This is a genomic window from Bifidobacterium cebidarum (genome assembly GCF_009193305.1).
Lineage (GTDB): Bacteria > Actinomycetota > Actinomycetes > Actinomycetales > Bifidobacteriaceae > Bifidobacterium > Bifidobacterium cebidarum.
Genome location: NZ_WBVS01000009.1, coordinates 36,116 through 57,820 on the forward strand (window position 1 = coordinate 36,116; position 21,705 = coordinate 57,820).

The following is a 21,705-nucleotide window of genomic DNA, read 5'->3' on the forward strand; positions in this document are numbered from 1 at the left end:
AGCGAGTCTGTAATTGCTGGACCTGGTCCGTTGGCTGATCGAGGCATTATCTGAGTCGTGATCAGACTGCAGCATCGTTGAGGCTCCCCTCGTTGAGGGGAGCTTTTGTCTCTAGCGGCTGAAGGGAGGTTCCCTCCACCCAGCCGGCTAAAGCCTCGGCATCGCAGCGATGCAAGAACATGAATCGCAATTCATCGATTCCGTTCATCACAAATAACGACATTTGCACGCGTTCGATGCCGCGCGATTCGCGCCATAATGCCGTGTATCGTGTAATCGACTGCACTCTTGCGCGCCGCGTCACCGCAACAAATCTGGTGAGCCGAATCGCACCGGTGACAAGAATGCGCGACGAGCAATGGGCGGCAGAATCAGCGTCGAGCAATGCAAAGCCTTCAGCCTGCGCTTTGAGCAAACGACACATCATCCACCACGATCCCAATGCGATAGGCACAATCGACAGCCACCAGGGCCAACCTAAGTCCGGGATGGCACACCGAGTGCGCAATGCCGCTGCGACATGCGCATCAGAACCCAGCCACACTGCAAGAGTGCTTGCCAATGTTGCAATCGCAGGCAGTGTGAGGTAATACCGCAACAATCCGCGCCCGGTATGGTGCAGCTGCGGCGCATGTTCAGATGCTCCCGTGGCGTTCGGTTCATGCGATTCATACGATGACGACATTGACGACGCAGTTCGGTGCTGCCCGAGCGCCGTGGATACTTCCTGCAGCCCCCACTCAGGTAATATCTCATGCAACACCGCGTACACGCGTCGGGTGCCGATTACCGGTAGAATTCGCGCCGCCGACGTTCCGTTTTCCTTGCTCCCGCTGTTGGCGGTTGACGAGCTTAGCCCCAATCCAACCGAACAGAGGTGAAAAGGTCGGCGCAGCATCGATTGCCGGATGGTCACTGTTTGGATGCGACGGGCCGGAATGGTCGTGGTATGCCGGGTGAGTAGTCCGCGAACCACCACCAAATCATCACCGCGACGCCATACTTCGAATCCATAGAACCTCAGCAGCGAGGTGACGATGCTCACCGCCATCAGCAGCGTCACGCATGCTAATATCAGTGCTGCTGCCGAGGCCAATCCACCGGTGAGCGCGTTCCGCACCGAGCGCTCGGCCTCGTGCATCATGCTGCGTGGCAACACATCCTGAACTTGCTGCACAAATCCATACACCACGAGCGCGGCGGCCAGGAATCCGATATCCGTAATGGCAAACAGCAGGATATCGCTTACGGAGGCGCGGAATAGAGGCGTTTTCGATGGGCTGCGTGGTGATGGCGGCAGTGATGAGGTATTTGGGATATCTATAGGTGTTGAGGCTGTTAAAGGCACTGAAGCCTGTGGAACGCTTGATAGGGTGATGTTCGGATATGCTGCTGCCTGGGATCGTGCGCGCAGACCCTCCAACTCGAGTTGTAGCAAGGCTGGTACCGCGTCCAACCGAATATCGGTGTCTGCTGCGCCGGCTGCTGAAACAGTCAGTCGTATCACTCCGAACGGCTGCAGATAGATGGGCTGCGAACTATTGATGGCGTGAATCGAGCCATAGCTGATTGTTCTGTTTTTGCGGAAGAACAGGCCTGATTTGAACGCAAGTTTGTCGGATTCCAGTTGGTATCGGGTGGTCAGCCAATTGATGATGGGTTGGCAGAGCGCGACGACAATAACACTGAGCAATATCAATGTGATGGTTAAAACTGACAGTTCTTTGCGCGCGATGAATAGCAGTGCGAAGAACAGTCCGATAATTCCCCGAGTGGTTTCAATCATTCCGATGATCAGGGAAGCTGGGTGTAGTCTGCGCCAGCCGGTGTTGGTAGGTGTGTTAACCGCGGTCCTGATCGCAGTTGTGGTGCCGTCTGAGCGACTGGTGGCTTCGGCGTTCATCACAGATCATCCTTGGCTATGGCTACGCGCTCAGTGATCAGCGCCACCAAGTGCTCGGCTTCGGTGGCGCTTAGCGCCGCGATTTCATGCTCGTCAGCTGCGGTATGCACCACCACGGTGGTCAGTCCAAACTGTCGCTGCACCGGATTCTGCTTGGTGTCCACATGCTGCACGCGCGTATACGGCGTGGTGGTGGAGCGACGGAACAGCCACCCTTTGCGTGTGGCAAGGTCGCGCTCGCCGATGCGAAACCGCGTGAACGCATATATATATTTGGTCTGTAGCGGTTGCGAAGCCAGATCCAGTACCGAGTATGCTGCGGCTAGCGTGACGATCAACCGTTGCCAGAACCCCCACCAGCCGTTTGCCATGCATACGGCTGCGACCACGGCGCATACCGCCAGCCAAATGACACACTGGATTGCTTCATTGATCAGCCACACCGTACGCACGCGTGGCGGCAGTGGTTGCCAGCCTTGATTATCAGCGGCGCGGAGTGCTGTTTCGGCATTGCCGTTTGCGGGTGATTCACCGGAGACATCGGTAACAACTATGGCCTCTTGTAAATCGCTATTGGGCTGCTCCCCAGGCAGCGTCGGCCGAGCCGTGTGATGATCGTCCATCGTGATTCCCCCTTGCATCGATATGTCCACTGCACGGTACATAAATACGTCCAATGAGAGGATTTTGTTTTCTAGGATAAGGGACTTCTCGAGGGAGGGAATATTTTTTCCAGGCATCAATAGTTGGCCTTATACTTAACTCCGTATGCAAAGATGCCTCGGTATGCTGACCGAGATAATCGTGACATAGGTTGGAGAGAGACGATGTCGAAGAACATCACACAACGATTGGCTGGAGTAGCAGCTGCCGTGGCAAGCCTCGCCATGCTGTTCTGTGCTTTGCCTGCGCAGGCGGTGGATTATTCCACCGTGGGCTCGGACGCCGCAGCAAAGGCCAACGTGGTTCAGGCTTTGGAATACGTGCAGGATTTGAATGCGCTACGTGCAAGTACGAAGCGCCGTCCGTTGACTGCACAGCAGATTATCGACGCGATTAATGCTGATGAGCATGCCAATTATCCATCGAGCTATATCGATCCCAAAGCTGCCGATGGCAGTGCAGTTGTGGCGCTGAAGGTTAATGATCAGCTGATGTCTTGGGCTCAGACCCGTGCCAATGAATTGGCGAAGCGCGCTGAAAGCGTGAGCGATACCGAAAGCCCGCTCGATGGTCATGCGAATACTGCTAATGGCCGCCCTGACTGGGCGATTAATACTTTGACAAATGCGCCGGGAGTTCAGCCGGGAACATTTACTTTTGGTCCTGAGGCGTTGGCAATTGGATACCCTGATTATGACTCCAATATGGCACCGGTTGCCGCTTGGTACAGCGAATTGAATGCTGAGAATAATCTTGAAGAGCTTCGTAAGCAATATCCGGGCTGGACGGATGCCGATATTCTTTCACAAGAGCGGCAAGGCTATGGCCATTACCTCACAGAAGTAAATCCTTACGCTAATATCGCCGGATTCGGTGTGGCGAAGGTTTCCAGCGGTCGTTGGAAAGGCGCTTTGGTCTCCGTGCTTGAGGTCGGCAACAGCTGGAATGCTAAGGGTACGACTCAGAGTGTTCAAGAAGCTCTTGCTGGATTGCGCAGCATCCAGTCGGTCGCCAATCCAGCTGCGCAGACGGTGGAGTCCAGCACTGGAACTCCTGCTGGTCTGCCGACCACTGTAGGTGTGAAGTATGACGATGGCACTACCGGCAGCGCTGCTGTGACGTGGAATGTTCCAAATGACTGGAATAAGAACCGCGATCAGCATACTGTGACCCTGACCGGTACGGTGGCCGGTACTACTTTGAAGGCTTCGCTGAATCTCACCGTTAAGGCCGCCACCGTTACTAGTGCCACCGCCAATGGATCCACTGCGGTGACTACGCCTTCCGGCACTAACCCGGAGCGCAAGCTGCCGAAGACCGCTACCGTTGCATGGTCGAACGGCAGTGAGGACAAGAACGTTGCCATCAAGTGGGCATCCAACGACACCTACAAGCAGCGTGCGCCCCGGCCATACACGCTTACCGGCACTATCGGTAGCACAGGCAAGACCGTGACCGCCACCATCACTGTGGAACCGGCCACTGTTTCCACGATTGATCAGCCCGCCAAGGCTTCCATCAGCAAGGGGACCAAGCCGACGATTCCGACTACGGTCAAGGCCCACTGGTCCAATGGCGATACCACTGATGCCACTATCTATTGGGATAACGGCAAGAACCCCGCTGATGCATCCTTTGGCGCTGTCGGCAAGCAAACCTTCGCCGGTACTGCTGAAGGCAAACCGGTGACTTGGGAAGTCGAAGTCGTGGCCGCAAAGGTCGAGAAGGCTTACGACCCGGCTCCGATGACTACCGAGGCTGGTGTTGACCCGACTGATAAGCTGCCCAGCACGGTTCAGGCTGATCTCGACAATGGCCAGAAGAAACAGAATGTATCCGTGGCATGGGATGCTCTGCCGGACACTTGGAAGAACTACCAGGGTGGCACTATCACGCTGAAGGGCACCGTGAACGGTCAGGCCGATAAGCGCGTAACGCTCACCATTGCCGTGAAGCACGCCACCATTGAGCCGCAGACGCTTACCGGTGTATCCGTTCCGGCGGGTGTGAACCCCACGAACAAGCTGCCGAAGACTGTAACCATCACGTGGTCCAACAACACTGGCACCAAGGGCAATGTGGCAGTCCAATGGAGCAAGATCGCTGATTCCGCATATGCCGAAGTTGGTGCATTCAACGCTACCGGCACGGTGAATGTGGACGGTCAGACCGGTACGGTAACGGTTCCGGTCACTGTGACCGATCCTGTTGCGGTTAAGGCTGCCCCGACCAAGACTGAGATCGAGACCATCGCCACGCATGCGCCGGATCTCAGCGGCGTGAAGGCTACCGTCACGTACTCCAACGGTTCCACCAAGATCGTGGACGTCGATTGGCCTGCCGATATCGATGTCAGCAAGGCTGCTACCGTGCCGGTGACCGGTATGGTCCAGGGTGTCAGCATTGATGGCAAGGCTGCTACCGTAACGCTGAACGTTACCGTCAAGCCGCGCGCGATTACTGCCGTTACTCCATTAACGGACGCAATCAGCATTCCGACTGCAAAAGACACTGATTCTACGCCAAGTGTTACCGGCAAGGTAACTGTGACTTGGAACGACGGTGCAACCGAGGCTCGCGATGTAGCACTGACTTTGCCTGACGGGTGGAACCATGACATCGCCGAGCATACAGTTACAGCTACCGGTCGTACCGAGGGGTGGGCAAAGGACATTCCTTTCTCCGTCACTGTTGAAGCAGCTACTGCGGAAACAGCTGAAAATCCTGCCGATCTCAGCACTCCGGTCAAACTTGTGCCTACGCTTCCGACTACTGTCAAAGTCACATGGAGCAATGGCCAGACCACGAACGAACAGGTTTCTTGGACCAAGCCGGATGATTCCGTGTATGGTCAGGTCACTGCAGAAAATGCTCCTATCGTGGTCAACGGTACGGTAAAGGGCATGCCTGTCAGCGTGCGTGTGTATGTAGTCGCGGCAACGCTCACTGGGGTGGACGCTCCGGAAGGTGTTTCCACTGAAGCGGGTACCGCTGCGGCGCTTCCGTCCACTGCCACCGCTCATTGGTCCAATGGCTCCACTTCTCAGGTTGCTGTGACCTGGAAGACCGACGGCGTGGACTTCTCCAACCGCTCCGGTGCCGACAAGACCGTGAAGGTCAAGGGCGCGGTACAGGGCTGGAATGACGGTGTGGAAACTACCGTCACTGTGCACAGCGCTGTAGTCACCAATGCTGTGGTCGACGGTAAGACCACTGTCACTACGGATTCCGGTAAGGATCCGTCCGCTCAGTTCCCGAAGAACGCCAAGCTCACCTGGAGCGACGATGGGGCAGATTCCACCGAGTCCATTGCATGGGAGAAGTTCACCGGTTACACCAAGCGCGAAGGTGGCCTGTTCACTGTCAACGGCACGGTGAAGGGCAAGACCGTCACTGTTCAGGTGACTGTAAACCCGGCCACACCAGTCAAGGTGGTGGACGATACCGTCATCCAGGCTATTCAGGTGGGAGGCAAGCTTGACCTTCCCGAACAGCTGGACGTGGTGTGGTCCAATGGCGACAAGGTTGCCACTGTCGTGACTTGGGATAGCTATGACGCCAAGCTGCTCAACAAGGTCGGCTCCTTCAAGATTGCCGGCAAGGTGAACCCGACCGATGACGTGGCATACACGGTTGTCGCCAAGGTGACGGTATCCGCGAAGCAGACGACTGTTGAGCAGGACAAGACCAATACTGCTGACAAGAATTCCAACAAGAACAAGTTGACCAATACCGGGTCGAATATCGCAATTGTTGCTGTAGCCGTAGTTGTGCTTCTTGCTCTGGCTGTAGGTATGTTGGTTATCTCTAAGAACAAGCGTACTTTGCAGTGAACGCTCGAAGCGCTTGAATCTATGGTGGTCATTGCGCTATGAGTGCATGACTGTCGTACGCCCAACATGAGGCGGGTTGCCATTCGAAAACAGTTCGAATGGCAACCCGCCTCATTCGTTGTATATGCGTGTATTCGCCTCATGCACTTGTGCGTAATTCGGGTGGCAAGCGGCATTCGTCAATATTTGTGGACATAGTCACGAATTGTTCAGAAACGGCGAATAGGTTGAGCAGCATGAGCATAAATGAGCAGCAGCCAGGACGGCCACAGGGGCATCAGCCGCTTGGGGAACAGCCATATGAGCAGGTGTCTCAGTCGCAATCGCAGCCGCGGTACGACAATCAGCAGGCGAAGGTACCTCAGTCACAGCCACAGATGCTGCAGTCGCAAACACAGTATGAGGCATCTCCGGCGATGCCGATGCCTCCGGTGCCCATGGCTCCGGCTCCCCGGTATCCGTTCCAACAGCCACAGGTGCCGCCGTCGCAGTATTACACAGCTCCGGAGCCGCAGTACCAGCAGACATCACATCTTCACCCATATGCTGCGCCATCCCAGTTAGGCGTACCGCAGCAGGTGCCGCAATCTCAGCCATCGTCATATTATGCAGTTCCGCAGTCGCAGTACCGGTCTGTACAGCAGCCGCAGTATCAGCAGATGTGGCAACAGTCCCAGCCTCAGCCGATCGCCGCGCAGCCCGTTGCCCCACAATATGTTGCGCCACAGCCTTTGATGCAGTCGGGGCCGCAGCCATATGCATACGTGCCTCCGCAGCCTCCGGTCATGGCAATCAATCCACGTCAATTATGGAAAACCTGGCGTAGACGCGTGGTTAACCGTGCGATGGGACTCGCCTTCATTTATGAAGCCATGATGTATGTGGGCAGTATCGTGGCCGCCATCGCGATCGGCGTCATCATGCCCAGTTGGTCGGATTCCACAAAAGGAGACGGCCTCATCAGCCTTGTTTCGCTCGTGTTCGCCATGGGTTTTCTGCTCATCATGCGCAACCGCGACATTCTGACCCGTGAATTCTGGCTAAGCGGACCGCATCGGGATACGTATGGCGAGCCGAATCAGCTTGGACGAATCAGCCAATATGGTGGCGGACGCATGCGGGCGCAGTGGTTCCTGATATTCATCCTGCTTGGCCTTGGCGTGCAAAGCGTGGTGACGTTGGCGCAAATGGGTGTTTCCATGCTCGGCGGCGACCTGATTTCACCCACATCCGAAAGCCTCAGCGAATCCTCCAATACGGTGACCATGTGGCTGTACGTCGGCTTGTTCGGGCCGATTTGCGAGGAGGTCATGTTCCGCGGCGTGCTGATGAAGGAACTCAAGCCGCTCGGCAAGAATTTCGCCATCGTCACCTCGGCATTCGCGTTTGGCCTGTTCCACGATGACTTCGTGCAAGGCGTGTTTGCTTTCCTGTTCGGTTTGATTCTTGGTTTTATCGCCATGGAATATTCGCTGGTTTGGTCGATTGCGCTGCACATTTTCAACAACGCTGTTCTTTCCGGCGTGATCGATACATGGTTCGCCGGTCAGCTCAATGATGCGCAATACGCGGTGTACACAATGGTGCTCACGGCGATCGGCATAGTTGGAGCTGTGGTGGCGCTGTCGCTTTACGGTCGCGGACTCAAGCAATACCGCATGCAGAATCGCAGCATTCCGGATACGTATGCCGGATGGTCATCACCGGTGTTTATTGCCTTTGTGATAGTGAACCTTGGCATGGCCGCGCTGCTGCTTGCGGAAGCGATGGCCTCGTAGTATGGACTGCTTGCGGCGCCAAGACTCAATCGCCGCTAATTGGCTGTCGGGTTTTGGACTCGGACTGTAGGAATCCGAACGCTGACTGTAGGTTTTTCAACATATTTCGTTCAAATTCCTACAGTCAGTGTTGAAAAACCTACAGTCAAATGATCGCGACGGATAAGGGACGTTCGCGGTATGGCTTATCGTTGGAACATGAGTGATTTTGAGCCGTTCTATGATGTGAACCGCACCTATGAAGACAACTATGCCCAAGGGCCGTTTGGGGCGTTTGCCGAAGCGCTGAAATCCGATATCGCAGGCGAGGGGGAGCCCGGGAAGACAGGTGAGTCCTTCCTTGGCCAGCCGGTGCGTCTGGCGTTTGGCATTCCTGCCGGTCCGTTGCTCAACAGCCGTTACACCACGGCGGCCTTCCGCATGGGCTTTGATCTGGCTACCTACAAGACCGTGCGCTCGCGTGCATGGGGCTGCAACCCGTTCCCGAACGTACTGGCCGTGCACCCCGCCTCCGCAGACGGCTCGTTGACCCCAGGCAGTGCGGAATTGGACGAAGGCGTGCTGGCCGATACCAATTACGAGCAGCCGATTTCCATCTCCAATAGTTTCGGTGTTCCCTCGAAGGAACCTGATGTATGGCAGCCAGACATGCGCGCCGCCATTGCGGCCGCAGGCCCGGGACAGGTGTTAGTGCCGAGCTTCCAAGGTTCGCGCGTGGACGGCATGAGCGAAGAGGATTACATCGCCGATCACGCCACCACTGCACGTCTGGTCAAGGAGACCGGCGCGAAGCTGATGGTGATGAACACCAGCTGCCCGAACGAAGGGCACAATCGTTTGCTGTGCCACAATCCACTGCTCGTAGGCCGTATTACTGAGGCGGTGAAGAATGAGATTGGTGATACGCCGTTGATGATTAAGCTGGCGTTCATTCCGAGCGACGATGATTTGGAACTCATGGTGCGTTCCACCGTGAGACGTGGCACAGTTCAGGGCTTCAGCACCATCAACACGATTTCCGCTCGTCTTGTGGATAAGGATGGCAATCAGGCACTGCCCGGTGCCGGTCGCGATCGCTCGGGTGTGTGCGGCAGCGCAATTCGTGGGGCTGGTCTTGAGATGGTGCGCCGTTTGGCGGCCTTGCGTGATCGTCTTGGACTGGATTTCGCCATCAATGGCGTGGGCGGTGTGGTGTCAGCCGCCGATTATGCGGCCTATAAGGCAGCTGGTGCGGATTCGGTGATGTCCGCAACCGGAGCCATGTGGGATGCCGAATTGGCCCACAAGATTAAGGCGAGTTTATAGGCGTAATTCATGTTTGCCTTGGCTGAAAATTGCTTCAGCCAAGGCAAACTCGTTTACAAGGGGTTGATTTGGGCCGTTCGGGAGGTCTATCTGCGTTACGAGGGGTTCCTTGCTAAGTAGACAGGCCTCAAGAATGGCGGAATGACGGTGTGGCGAGGGCTTGTATACGGCATGTACAAGCCCTCACCAACCCCTCGTAACGCAGATAGATGTTCCGGAAGATGAAAAACCACCCCTTGTAAGCGAGATACATCGAAATGTATGGGCAGCACGGGGGCGGTGGGTGCTCATCATATTGCGTGTTACGCTTCGGCGGCGGCCTTCATGGCCACGGCGCCGACGTAATACACCGGCTTGTCGAAGTTCGGCTGGAACAGGAAGTCCACATTGGCCAACTGGTCGACGGTGAAGCCGGCCTGAATCGCCATGGAAATCACGTTCGCGGCACCCGAGATATCCGCCTTGGAGCAGAACTGGCCGCCCTTGACCTTACGCGTCTCGGGATCCCAGGTCAGAATCGAAGTGACCGGGGTGGTGGTGAGCATGAAGTCCGGTCGGTAATCCTCTGTGAGCTCGGTTTCGTTCACGGTAAGGCCACGACGTTCGGCGCCGGCCTTGGTAAGGCCCGAAGCAGCCAGCGACAGGTCATAAAGCTGCACGGCGGACGTGGCTTGTGTGCCCATGTACTTCACGGTGGGCTTTTCGATATTGCGGCCCACGAGCAGACCTTGGCGAACTGCATTGGTGGCCAGCGGAATGTAGTCATGCTTGCCGGTCGGGTTGTAGAACACGGTGGCGGAGTCGCCGGCGGCGTACACATCCGGCACGGATGCCTGCATGTAATCATCAACGATGATGGCGCCGTTCGGTAACATGTCCACCTTGCCCTTGAGCAGGTCGGTGTTCGGCAGGAAGCCCACGGCCAGAATCGCCATCTCAGCCGTGTACTCACCCTTTTCGGTGACCACGGTCACGGTATTGTCCGGATTATCGCGGAATTCCACCACTTTCTGGCCGAGCGCCAGCGTCACGCCGTGCTCTTCGAATGCAGCGGCCACCTGATCGGTGATGGACTTATCGAAGTTGTTGGCCAACGGGCGGTCCAAGCCGTCCACCAGCGTGGTCTTGACACCGGTCAAGCTGAACTGTTCGGCGATCTCCGCGCCAATGTAGCCGGAGCCGATCACGACTGCGGACTTGGCGAGCTTCGCCTTTTCCTTGATGGCGATGGCGTGATCCCAGTTCTTGCACAGCAGCACATGCGGGCTGTCGATGCCGGGGATCGGCGGAATCACCGGTCGGGAACCGGTGGTCACGACGAGCTTGTCGAAGGCGAGCGTCTCCTCGGGGGCGTCGGTGCCATCGGTGCCGTTCTCGAGCGAGCGGTAGGTGAGGGTCTTGCCCACCGGGTCCACGGAAGTCACGTCGGTGCGCATGTGCATGGTCGCGCCGGCCTGTGCCAGAGCTTCGGGGGAGGAGTAGAACATCTTCTTCGGGTCGGAGACATGGTCGCCAACCCACAGCGCGATGCCGCAGGAGAGGAAGGAGAGCGTGCCATTGCGCTCAAAGACATGGACGGTCCAATCCGGATGTTCGGCGAGAATGGACGTGGCGGCGAACGTGCCGGCGTGCGTGCAGCCGATGACGGCGACGGTGGTCATAAATGCTCCTTTGCTTGTGGCCTAGGCGTCAATTGCCCTGCCTCGAATCGTAGCGTAGGGGGCTGGAGAATGTCGTAGTCGAAAATGTGACGTAGATTACATTGGATGTGCTGTGGGCTGCCGACGACAATGGGGCTGAATGCTCACCAAAGCTTTGCAAAGTTTGGCTCCAGGCGCATTTCACCGAGTGCGCACATGGGTTATGGCAAACTAGACTCTAGCGTTTTTGACTCGCATGATTGAAGTTATTGCATAGGAGAGTGGCGTGGCTGAGAATACGAATGATGTGCTGCATGTTGAAGGCGGCAAGCCGCTGAACGGCACTATCAAGGTCCGTGGTGCGAAGAACTTCGTGAGCAAGGCCATGGTGGCCGCTCTGCTTGCGCCGGGCAAGTCCGTGCTGAAGAACGTGCCGGAGATTCGCGATGTGCATGTGGTGTCCGACTTGCTGCGCCTGCACGGCGTGGACGTGGACGTGGACGGCGCGAACGGCATCGTGACCATCGATGCCTCCCATGTGCAGCTGGCCGACGTGGCCGACGTGGATACGCTCTCCGGCTCCTCCCGTATTCCGATTCTGTTCTCCGGTCCGCTGGTGCACCGTCTGGGCGAGGCGTTCATCCCGGCGCTCGGCGGCTGCGCGATCGGCGGGCGCCCGATCGACTTCCACCTGGAGACCCTGCGCAAGCTCGGTGCCACGGTGGACAAGGAGCATAAGGACGGCATTCACATCACCGCTCCCGACGGCCTGCATGGTGCGAAGATCCACCTGCCGTACCCGTCCGTGGGCGCCACTGAGCAGACGCTGCTCGCCGCCGTGCTCGCCGAGGGCAAGACCGAGCTGTCCGGCGCCGCCATCGAGCCTGAGATCATGGATCTGGTGGCCGTGCTGCAGAAGATGGGTGCGATCATCTCCGTGGACGTGGACCGTACGTTCCGCATCGAAGGCGTCAAGGAGCTCAAGGGCTTCACCCACACCTCGCTGACCGACCGCATCGAGGCCGCCTCCTGGGCGTCCGCCGCGCTCGCCACGCACGGTGACATCTTCGTCAAGGGTGCCACCCAGCCGGAGATGATGACCTTCCTCAACGTGTTCCGCAAGGTCGGAGGCGAATTCGACGTGACCGACAAGGGCATCCGCTTCTGGCATCCGGGCGGCGATCTGCACCCGGTGGCCATCGAAACCGACGTGCACCCCGGCTTCATGACCGATTGGCAGCAGCCGCTCGTCGTGGCCCTGACCCAGGCGAACGGCTTGTCGATCGTGCACGAGACCGTGTATGAGAATCGTTTCGGCTTCACCAAGCCGCTTGTGCAGATGGGCGCCACCATCCAGCTCTACCGTGAGTGCCTCGGCTCCCTGCCGTGCCGCTTCCAGCAGCGTAACTACAAGCACTCCGCCGTGATCTTCGGACCGACTCCGCTGACCGGCCGAGACATCGATGTGCCGGATCTGCGCGGCGGCTTCAGCCATCTGATTGCGGCGCTCGCCGCCAAGGGTCCGTCCAACGTGCAAGGCATCAGCCTGATTGACCGTGGCTACGCTGACTTCCGCGGCAAGCTTGAAGCCCTCGGCGCCGACTTCGACTAATACGTTGGGATTGAGCTGATATATATATCGGCTTGATCCCTGTTGGTTATGGATGGTGGCTCCCCTCTTCGGAAGGGAGCCACCATTGTATTTAATCCTCGAATCGTTTGGCGAGCCGTGCGGATACTACCGCGCCAAGTCCAAGCAGCCCCGCTGAAATCAGCAATACCGTGGCTACCGGCATATGATCGAATGTCCAGCCGTATGCCATCTGCCCGAGTGGTTGCGCCCACATGCTGATGGCCGCCACCATCGCCATCACTTTGCCGGTCATCGCATCCGGCGTATTGAGCTGAATGGTGGGCAGCGCGATCAGATTCGAGAAACAGCTGGCAATCATCGTGCCGAATGTACAGCCGACCAGCACAATCAGCTTCGTCCAAGCGGACACCGGCAGTAGGAATACCAAGCCTTGCGGCAGCAGCGACAGTGCCAGAGCGACCATCGAAATCGGGAACTTGCGCATCGTGAGCTTTGCAGCAAAGCAGCCGGCAACAAACGCGCCAACTACCCCGGAAACGCCGACCAGACCATCGGCGATGCCATAGACGGTGGCATCAAAACCCAGCACCGTGCGAATCACATAGGGGAATCCGACGGCGGCATTACCGATAATCACAAAGTTCAGTCCGGCGGCGAACAGCAACAGCGCAAACACATTCGGACGGTCTTTGATCAGGAACCGGATGCCTGCCTTGAGATCCTCGATTGGCGTCGGCAGTGCCTCGTCGCCACGGTCGGGCGGGGCCAGCCGAATGAAACATTCGAGCGTGGCGGCACCGGCGAAGCTCATCATGGCGATGACCAACATCGGCTGGATGCCGGTCAGTGAATAGAGCACACCGCCAAGGAAACTCGGCAACAGCGAGCCCACCTGCTGCACCTGATTGACGACGGCCATCGCCTGCCGCAATGTGCTTTGCCCATGTTCGCGGAACATTTGGGGGAGTGCGGCCTGCACGGTTGGGGTTTCGAACGCGCCCAGCACGGCGAGCAGGACTTGCATGGTGCCGATGGCGGCGAGGCTGAAACCGATGGTGGCGAAGACGAGCGCGCTCGCCAGCACGAGCACGGCTGAAATGGCGTCAAGCGCCACCATGATGGTGCGGCGGTTCACGCGGTCGGCCAGCACGCCGCCGAACGGGGAGAGAATGATGGTCGGCACGATGGATATGGCCAGAATCGAGGCAAATACGGTTGCGGAACCGGTTTCATCCAGAACCCACATGGCCATCGCGAAGCGCAGCATCAGGTTGCCGAATAGGGAGATGCCCTGGCCGGCGACGAGGAGGATGAAGTCGCGGCTTGCGAGTGGAGTGTGAGCGACTTGAGGCTGTCGAGACTGGGTGTGGGGTAAATGAAGTGGCATGGTGGCTTCTCCGGTGGCAGTTGGGTGGATAGAATAAGCGACTTTGGTGGGGACGCGGCCTATCTCGACCGTTATCGCAAGAAATTCGGGAGAGCAGCCGCATCATCCCGAATTTCTTGCACTGAGAGGATGCCAGTGCAAAGAATTCGGGAAATATGCCCTGATTTCCTGAATTTCTTGCACTGAGTGTTCCTGAGTGCAAGAAATTTGGGAGGAGTGGGGGAAAAGACAAGGATATGGGAGGAGGGAAGGAAGACGTATTGGGAGGAGTGGGAGTGGGGGGAAATGGAGATGTTGGGATCAGTGAGGGGTGGTTTGGGGTGGTGTGGGTCATGTTGAATCAGTGTGTGGGGGTGGTGTGGGTCATGTTGGATCAGTGTGGGGTGGTTTGGGGATGGTCTGGATCATGTTGGATCAGTCATAGGGACCTTGTTCGTCGGACTGTTCGTCGAGCTGGGCGTAAAAGTCGGCGGTGAGGTCAATGAGCTCATCGTCGAACACCGGGATGTTGATGGCGTCGAGCATTGTGGCGAGGCACTGGATGCGATGTCTGAGTTGGGTGCGATTGGCCGGGTAGAAACGGGTAAGCAGCCAGTAGTTGGCAAGCAGGGAAATAAGTTCTGCGGCTTCCTGCGGGTATTCGGTGGGGATGGAACCGTCTCGCATGCCTTCCTCGATGATGGGCAGCCAATGCTTGGGCAGTTCGGTGGCCCAGAAATTCAGGTTTGATGCGAGCGTGGTGGGGTCGTCAAGGAAAGGAAGGCCGACTTCATTGAGCTTTTGATGCTCCTCGTTGCCGATGGCGAGGGTAAAGAGCGCGCGCAACTTCTGCAGTCCGGTGAGATCGTTGCGGGTCATGATGCGCTCGCGCTCGCCCTGGCTGTAGTCCCAATCTGCGCTGTTGAGCCGGTCGAGAATGGCTTCCTTGGATTTGAAGTGATGATAGATCGCGCCTTTGGAAAGATCGCCGAGCCGGTCCACGATGTTTTGGATGGAGGTTCTCTCGTAGCCTTTTTCCATGAAAAGGTCGCGCGCTGCCTCGAGAATGCGCCGCTCGGTGATTTCCGGATGTGCGTTGCGTGCCATGTGCGACGTCCTTTCCGCGGGCTGCCTGCCCTGCTTGGCTCGCACTATACATACCGTCGGTCGGTATGTATAGGTGTGCGGCGAGCCCATGTACGGCGCAACGAGTGAGCGGGCGCCATGATGCGGCGGTATGTATGATTGGGCGGCTCTACGGAGTATTGATTTATAGGTGACGCAGCAATGCACGCTTGCAGGCCTAATGTCTGAAGCATCGCCTTGGCCCATACCGTACATATGGGAAATATTGAGTTGTACTTGACGGTTAACCACCCGACGAGTGCCGCAGGTACTGTCGGTGTTCTCGGTATCCTTAGAAGAATGAGCCCTGAAGCGTTAAGTGAACTGATTTCCAAGATTGCCCATAACCTCGTCGCAGCCGGTCAGGCCGGCACCTTGACCGACGAGCTGATTCCGCCCGTCGACAAGCTGACCGTGATGCGCCCGAAGGATCGCGCGCACGGCGACTGGGCCTCCAACATCGCCATGCAGCTGGCCAAGAAGGCCGGCATGAAACCGCGCGACCTGGCCGAGCCGTTCGCCGCGGCGCTCACCGAAGCGGATGGCATCAAGTCCGTGGAAGTGGCCGGTCCCGGCTTCATCAACATCACCCTTGATTCCGCATCCGCCGCGGCCGTGGTCGATCAGGTGCTGAACGCTCCCGCCGACGAGCACGGCATCTCCACTTACGGTCGTAACACTCATCTGGCCGGCAAGACCCTGAACCTTGAGTTCGTCTCCGCCAACCCCACCGGCCCGATTCACATCGGCGGCACCCGTTGGGCCGCCACCGGCGACTCGATGGCCCGTGTGCTTGAAGCCAATGGTGCCAAAGTGGTGCGTGAATACTACTTCAACGATCACGGCGAGCAGATCAACCGCTTCGCCAAGTCGCTGGTCGCCGCCTGGGCGCATGACAACAACCTTGGCGATGCCGGCTATCAGACCGAAACCCCGTTCGACGGCTACAAGGGCGCCTACATCGACGAGATCGCCCGCCGTGTTGAGGCCGAGGCCAAGGCCGACGGCGTGGACCTCACCGCCCTGCAGCATGAGGATCAGGGCCTGAACGCCGACGGCGAGCCGATTGGCGAGTCCGATTCCGAAGTGCGCGAGGAATTCCGCAAGCGTGCTGTGCCGATGATGTTCGATGAGATTCGCAAGTCCATGAAGGACTTCCGTGTGAACTTCGACGTGTGGTTCCACGAGAACAGCCTGTACCAGGATGGCGAAGTTGACCGCGCCATCGAAGTGCTGCGCGAGCGTGGCGATATCTACGAGAAGGATGGTGCCACCTGGTTCGAATCCACCAAGCACGGCGACGATAAGGACCGCGTGATCTTGAAGTCCAACGGCGAATTCGCCTACTTCGCCGCCGATATCGCCTACTACTGGAACAAGCGCCACCGCGCCACCGACCCGGCCGACGTGGCGATCTACATGCTCGGCGCCGACCACCACGGCTACATCGGCCGCATGATGGCCATGTGCGCCGCCTTCGGCGACAAGCCCGGCGAGAACATGCAGATCCTGATCGGCCAGCTGGTCAACGTGCTGAAGGACGGCAGAGCCGTGCGCATGTCGAAGCGCGCCGGCAACGTGGTGACCATCGACGATCTGGTCGAAGCCATCGGCGTGGACGCCTCCCGCTACTCGCTGGCTCGTACCGACTACAACTCCCCGGTGGACATCGACCTGAACCTGCTCGCCTCCCACTCCAACGACAACCCGGTGTACTACGTGCAGTACGCGCACGCCCGCTCCTGCAACGTGGACCGCAATGCCGAGGCCGCAGGCATCTCGTACGAAGGTGCCGACCTCTCGCTGCTCGACACTGAGGCTGACGGCGAAGTGCTCGCCGCGCTCGCCCAGTGGCCGGCCCTGGTTACCTTGGCTGGCGATGCCCGCGCTCCGCACCGCGTGGCCCACTACCTTGAGGATCTGGCCGCCGCATACCACAAGTGGTACAACGTCGAGCGCGTGGTGCCGATGGCCCTGACCGATCCGGAAACCCGCGGTGATGAGGAGGCTCGCAAGGCCCTGGAGATTGCCAAGAACCCGGAGCCTGCTCGTGCCGCGGCCCGCTTGAAGCTCAACGATGCCGTGCGCAACGTGATCGCCGCCGGCCTCGACCTGCTCGGTGTGTCCTCCCCAGAGAAAATGTGATGGCCTTACGGCCATCGCAGTATTTCGCGACGCTCGCGACGCTATCGCTGTTCGCTGCTACGGACAGTCCACTGGACTGTCCGTCCCGAGAAAATGTGATGAATAATTATGCCTATTACTCCGATTTGGCCGGCTGCTACGGCCATCAACGCTGACGGTGCCATTGAATTCCATGGTCGTACCGCCGAATCCTTGTTGGATGAATTCGGTTCGCCGCTCTACCTTATCGACACCGACGAGGTCAACGCGCGCGCGCATCACTTCGTGCGCGCGGCGGCCAACGCATTCAACAACTCCACCACGCATGTGAGCTTCGCGGGCAAGGCGTTCCTTTCCAAGGAAATCGTGCGCCTTGTGCTCGCCGCCGGCATGTATGTGGACACCTGCACGATGGGCGAAATGAAAATTGCTCTCGCCGCCGGTGCTCCCGGCCGCCGACTGGTGCTGCACGGCAACAACAAGTCGGATGAGGAAATCGCACTGGCCATTGAGCAGGGCTTCGCAAAAATCGTGGTCGATGAGCCCGAGGAGCCTGCGCGCATCGCTGCCATCGCACGAAAGCTCGGCAAGCGTGCGCGTGTGATGCTGCGCGTCACCGTAGGCGTGCACGCGGGCGGTCATGAGTACATCTCCACTGCGCATGAGGACCAGAAGTTCGGTGTACCGCTGCTGCCGGCCGGTGCGGATGCCGCGGTACTGGATACTGCGCTGAAGAATCTTGCGGATGTGACCCCTGCGGTTACCAATGCGCGATTCGCTGAGCATGCGGATGCTGCCGCCGACGCTGCCGAATCCACTGAGGAAGCCGGCGCAGTCGGTCACAAGGGCGAACGCAAGCTGCAGTACGACCTGAAGTACCCGTACGACCTCTCCCACGAGCAGGTTTCCGAGAAGGACAAGGCGCTGGCCGAAGCAATGACCGCGATTGCGGACGGCCCGGCCATCGCCGTCTTGAAGACCATCCTGGCAAATCAGGACGTACTCGAACTGGTGGGCGCGCATTCGCATATCGGCTCCAACATCCACGATGCCGATGCCTTTATCCAGGCCGGCAAGCGCATGATGCTGCTGCGCAAGACCCTGTACGCCACCGATGCATTCACGCTGCCGGAAATCGATCTGGGCGGCGGCTACTCCGTGGCATACACGGACGGCGAAGACTCGATGGATATCGATGTGGAGCTCGCCCGTCTCGCCGACGCCGTGGCCTCCACCAACCGTGCGCTCGGCATGCCGGCGCCCGCCATCAGCTTTGAGCCGGGCCGCTATATCGTGGCCCCGGCCGGCGTGACCCTGTACCGCGTGGGCACCATCAAGCATGTGCACCTGAGCGACGCCAAGGATTCCGCCGGCAACCCGATCAGCGAACGCGTGTACGTGTCCGTGGACGGCGGCATGTCCGATAACATCCGCCCGGCCCTCTACGGTGCCGACTACACCGCTCGTTTGGCGAACCGCAAGGGCTCCGATGAGACGATGCTGGCCCGTGTGTGCGGCATGCACTGCGAGTCCGGCGACATCGTGGTGCACGAGGTGCGTCTGCCCGCCGATTTGAAGCGCGGTGATGTGCTCGCCGTGCCGGTGACCGGTGCGTACGGCCGTACGATGGCGTCCAACTACAACCAGGCGCTGATTCCGGCCGTCGTGACCGTGAGCGAAGCCGGTGCGCATGTGATGATGCGCCGCCAGACCATCGATGACCTGTTGGACCTCGACGTCAGCGAGTGAGCTTCTGAGCAAGGCCCCGTGGGCCTGAAGCGAATGGACGATTCCCGGCCGCTGTAGGAATCACTCCGTACAATGGCCGTGGGATAACAAGCTTGTTTTGGAAGGATTTGAAGTGGCAGAACTGAACGAAACCCCGATCCGCGTAGGCCTGCTGGGCGCAGGCACGGTCGGCTCCCAGACCGCCCGACTGATCGTTGAGCAGCAGGATGAGCTTTCCGCTCGCATCGGCCGCCCGATTGAACTGACCGGCGTGGCTTGCCTTGATCCGAAGGAGACCGAAAAGTTCCCGTGGATCGACCAGTCCATCGTCACCACCGACACGATGAGCGTGGCCACCAACTCGGACATCGTCATCGAGCTGATCGGCGGCACCACCGTGGCCCGTAAGTTCGTGCTCGCCGCCATCGAATCCGGCGCCTCCGTGGTCACCGCGAACAAGGCGTTGCTGGCCAAGTACGGCCCGGAGATTTATGCTGCCGCCGAAGCCAAGGGCGTCGACATCTACTTCGAGGCCGCTGTGGGCGGTGCGATTCCGTTCCTGCGCCCGCTGCGCGAATCCCTTGTGGGCGACAAGGTGACCAGCATGCTCGGCATCGTCAACGGCACCACCAACTACATCCTCGACGAGATGACCACCAAGGGTCTCCAGTTCGACGATGTGCTGAAGGATGCCCAGGCCAAGGGCTACGCCGAAGCCGATCCGACCGGCGACATCGAGGGATATGATGCCGCGAACAAGGCCGCCATCATGGCGACCCTCGGCTTCCACACGCCGGTGACCATCGACGATGTGTCCGTCGAAGGCATCACCAAGATCACTGCCGACGACATCGCCGCAGCCACCGCTGAAGGCAAGGTCATCAAGCTGCTCGCCGTGGTGGAGAACGGCGAAGCCGGCGTCTCCGCACGCGTCTACCCGGCGCTGATTCCGGAATCCCACCCGCTTGCCTCGGTGCATGGATCCTTCAACGCGATCTTCGTCAAGGCCGAGGCCGCCGACGATCTGATGTTTTACGGCCGCGGCGCCGGCGGCGCTCCGACCGCCTCCGCAGTGGTCGGCGACGTGGTGACCGAGGCCCGCCATATCGCAGCCGGCTGCACTGGTCCCTCCATTCCGCTGTACAAGGATCTGCCCAAGGCTCCGATCAATGCGTCCAAGGCCGCATTCGCCGTGCGATTCCTGATTCACGACAAGCCGGGTGTGCTGGCCGCCATCGCCGCCGAATTCGCCAAGAACGGCGTCTCCATCAACGGCGTGAACCAGGATCTGAAGCCCACGATGATTGACCCTGGCTACGACGGCGAGATTCAGCAGCTGCGTGTGGTGACCCACCTGACCGACGAAGAGACGCTGCGCGCAACCGTCAAGGCCGTGCAGGCGCTCGACTTCGTGACTGGCGAGCCGTCCATCCTGCGCGTACTGGACTGACTAAAAGCCCAGTGGGCTTTTCAGTAGCAGTAGTTGACTGTCTCTCCCCTCAGTCTCGCTTATGCTCGACAGCTCCCTCGTCAGAGGGAGCCGAAAATGGAGACAAATATGAATCCGATTTGTACTCAGGTGCGCGTACGCGTGCCGGCCACGTCCGCCAACCTCGGCTCCGGTTTCGACACCGTGGGCTTGGCGCTCGACTACCATGACGAGCTCACGTTCACGCTGAACCCGGACCCCACCGACGGCATCGCCCACGTGTTCATTCACGGCGAGGGCGAAGACACATTGCCGCGCGACGAAACACATCTGGTGGTCTCCACCTTCCGCCGCGCCTGCGCCACATTCGGTCTGGGCCGCATCGGCTTCACACTCGAAGCCACCAACAACATCCCTCAGGCTCGTGGCATGGGTTCCTCCGCCGAGGCCATCGTGGCCGGTATCGCGGCCGCCGCTGCCTTCGCCCAGCCCGGTGAGCTCAACCGTCCGGCCATCTTCGACATGGCCGCGCAGATCGAAGGCCATCCGGACAATGTGGCGCCGGCCGTGTTCGGCGGCCTGACCGTCTCCTGGGACTTCGCCACGGCCGAGGGCGTCGGCTCGGTGGCCATCCCCGGCGGCGAGCCGCTGCACGGCGGCTTCCACACGGTCAACTATCCGGTCGACCCGGCCATCACCGCGGCCGTGTTCGTGCCGGACTACGAGCTGTCCACCGAGAAGGCCCGCCAGGCGCTGCCTAAGGAGGTGCCGCATAAGGACGCCGTATACAACGTGTCCCGCGTTGGACTGCTGCCGGCCGCGATGAACCCGGTGGCGCTGGCGCAAGCCGAGGCCCAGGGCGGCGCCGATGCGTTGGGCGGCGGTGCTACCGGCGCGGCTCAGGTGACCCCTGCCGCCTTCGCCACTGCGGCGGCACAGGCCAACGCGCTGCTGTTCACGGCCACGCAGGATCGACTGCACCAGCCATACCGCACGCCGCTGATGCTGCCGTCATCCGAACTGATCGAGCTGTTCCGCGCCAAGGGCTACGCAGCCGCGGTCTCCGGCGCCGGCCCATGCGTGCTGGTGCTGCACTACGGCAATGCACGCGAAGCCATCGACCAAGTGGCGGCCACCCAGCTGGCGTCCGGTCACTGGCGCGTGCTGCATCTGCCGATCAACACTAAGGGCGTCGAAATCGAACGGCGATAAGCCTG

General features: G+C 59.2%; 13 protein-coding genes. 8 read left to right on the top strand and 5 right to left on the bottom strand.

Translation table 11 applies throughout. The features are described 5' to 3' along the window. Positions 1-61: 61 nt before the first annotated feature. Positions 62-1,903 carry a PH domain-containing protein gene (locus F7D08_RS08255; protein ID WP_152210168.1) on the bottom strand — a complete coding sequence of 614 codons (1,842 nt, stop codon included), beginning with the start codon at positions 1,901-1,903 and terminating at the stop codon, positions 62-64. Then, complete coding sequence (locus F7D08_RS08260; protein WP_193316258.1) at positions 1,903-2,526, bottom strand: PH domain-containing protein; 624 nt, start codon at positions 2,524-2,526, stop codon at positions 1,903-1,905. Before F7D08_RS08260 ends, F7D08_RS08255 begins: the two co-directional genes overlap by 1 nt. A 204-nt stretch (positions 2,527-2,730) precedes the next feature. Between F7D08_RS08260 and F7D08_RS08265 the strand changes: the two genes are divergently transcribed. The 3 genes from F7D08_RS08265 (at position 2,731) to F7D08_RS08275 (ending at position 9,482) form a co-directional block, all read left to right on the top strand. Beyond that, positions 2,731-6,399 (top strand): Ig-like domain-containing protein, encoded by a 3,669-nt coding sequence (locus F7D08_RS08265; protein ID WP_193316259.1) that lies wholly within the window; start codon positions 2,731-2,733, stop codon positions 6,397-6,399. Positions 6,400-6,635: 236 nt separating this feature from the next. Then, positions 6,636-8,177, top strand: a complete 1,542-nt coding sequence (locus F7D08_RS09855) for a CPBP family intramembrane glutamic endopeptidase (protein WP_226803445.1) — start codon at positions 6,636-6,638, stop codon at positions 8,175-8,177. A 198-nt stretch (positions 8,178-8,375) separates the two neighbouring features. Next, positions 8,376-9,482 (top strand): beta/alpha barrel domain-containing protein, encoded by a 1,107-nt coding sequence (locus F7D08_RS08275; protein WP_152210171.1) that lies wholly within the window; start codon positions 8,376-8,378, stop codon positions 9,480-9,482. Between the two features lie 302 nt (positions 9,483-9,784). On the opposite strand, the gene F7D08_RS08280 is transcribed toward F7D08_RS08275, so the two are convergent. Continuing rightward, positions 9,785-11,143 (bottom strand): FAD-dependent oxidoreductase, encoded by a 1,359-nt coding sequence (locus F7D08_RS08280; RefSeq protein WP_152210172.1) that lies wholly within the window; start codon positions 11,141-11,143, stop codon positions 9,785-9,787. A gap of 265 nt (positions 11,144-11,408) precedes the next feature. Here F7D08_RS08280 and murA point away from each other — a divergent pair, with 265 nt between their 5' ends. Further along, on the top strand, positions 11,409-12,734 hold the full coding sequence (gene murA / locus F7D08_RS08285; protein ID WP_100494718.1) for a UDP-N-acetylglucosamine 1-carboxyvinyltransferase: 1,326 nt from the start codon (positions 11,409-11,411) through the stop codon (positions 12,732-12,734). 91 nt (positions 12,735-12,825) lie between these two features. Here murA and F7D08_RS08290 read toward each other — a convergent pair whose 3' ends face one another. Together F7D08_RS08290 and F7D08_RS08295 are read right to left on the bottom strand one after the other, a co-directional pair. Beyond that, a complete protein-coding gene (locus tag F7D08_RS08290) occupies positions 12,826-14,103 on the bottom strand; it encodes an MFS transporter (RefSeq protein WP_152210173.1) in 1,278 nt (425 codons plus the stop codon). A gap of 414 nt (positions 14,104-14,517) precedes the next feature. Then, positions 14,518-15,189 carry a helix-turn-helix domain-containing protein gene (locus F7D08_RS08295; protein ID WP_152210174.1) on the bottom strand — a complete coding sequence of 224 codons (672 nt, stop codon included), beginning with the start codon at positions 15,187-15,189 and terminating at the stop codon, positions 14,518-14,520. A gap of 318 nt (positions 15,190-15,507) precedes the next feature. Between F7D08_RS08295 and argS the strand changes: the two genes are divergently transcribed. The 4 genes from argS (at position 15,508) to F7D08_RS08315 (ending at position 21,700) form a co-directional block, all read left to right on the top strand. Continuing rightward, entirely contained in the window at positions 15,508-17,352 is a 1,845-nt protein-coding gene (argS, locus tag F7D08_RS08300; RefSeq protein ID WP_152210175.1) for an arginine--tRNA ligase, read from the top strand. Positions 17,353-17,460: 108 nt separating this feature from the next. Beyond that, positions 17,461-19,080 carry a diaminopimelate decarboxylase family protein gene (locus F7D08_RS08305; RefSeq protein ID WP_152210176.1) on the top strand — a complete coding sequence of 540 codons (1,620 nt, stop codon included), beginning with the start codon at positions 17,461-17,463 and terminating at the stop codon, positions 19,078-19,080. Between the two features lie 112 nt (positions 19,081-19,192). After that, a complete protein-coding gene (locus F7D08_RS08310; protein WP_152210177.1) occupies positions 19,193-20,509 on the top strand; it encodes a homoserine dehydrogenase in 1,317 nt (438 codons plus the stop codon). A 108-nt stretch (positions 20,510-20,617) separates the two neighbouring features. Further along, entirely contained in the window at positions 20,618-21,700 is a 1,083-nt protein-coding gene (locus tag F7D08_RS08315) for a homoserine kinase (RefSeq protein WP_152210178.1), read from the top strand. Positions 21,701-21,705 lie beyond the last annotated feature (5 nt).

What these genes read in the sequence shown, in the direction of transcription:
- F7D08_RS08280 (WP_152210172.1), bottom strand. Translation starts at nt 11,143, where the DNA reads ATGACCACCGTCGCCGTCATCGGCTGCACGCACGCCGGCACGTTCGCC.
- F7D08_RS08315 (WP_152210178.1), top strand. Translation starts at nt 20,618, where the DNA reads ATGAATCCGATTTGTACTCAGGTGCGCGTACGCGTGCCGGCCACGTCC.
- F7D08_RS08265 (WP_193316259.1), top strand. Translation starts at nt 2,731, where the DNA reads ATGTCGAAGAACATCACACAACGATTGGCTGGAGTAGCAGCTGCCGTG.
- F7D08_RS08260 (WP_193316258.1), bottom strand. Translation starts at nt 2,526, where the DNA reads ATGGACGATCATCACACGGCTCGGCCGACGCTGCCTGGGGAGCAGCCC.
- F7D08_RS08255 (WP_152210168.1), bottom strand. Translation starts at nt 1,903, where the DNA reads ATGAACGCCGAAGCCACCAGTCGCTCAGACGGCACCACAACTGCGATC.
- F7D08_RS08275 (WP_152210171.1), top strand. Translation starts at nt 8,376, where the DNA reads ATGAGTGATTTTGAGCCGTTCTATGATGTGAACCGCACCTATGAAGAC.
- F7D08_RS09855 (WP_226803445.1), top strand. Translation starts at nt 6,636, where the DNA reads ATGAGCATAAATGAGCAGCAGCCAGGACGGCCACAGGGGCATCAGCCG.
- F7D08_RS08290 (WP_152210173.1), bottom strand. Translation starts at nt 14,103, where the DNA reads ATGCCACTTCATTTACCCCACACCCAGTCTCGACAGCCTCAAGTCGCT.
- argS (WP_152210175.1), top strand. Translation starts at nt 15,508, where the DNA reads ATGAGCCCTGAAGCGTTAAGTGAACTGATTTCCAAGATTGCCCATAAC.
- F7D08_RS08295 (WP_152210174.1), bottom strand. Translation starts at nt 15,189, where the DNA reads ATGGCACGCAACGCACATCCGGAAATCACCGAGCGGCGCATTCTCGAG.
- F7D08_RS08305 (WP_152210176.1), top strand. Translation starts at nt 17,461, where the DNA reads ATGCCTATTACTCCGATTTGGCCGGCTGCTACGGCCATCAACGCTGAC.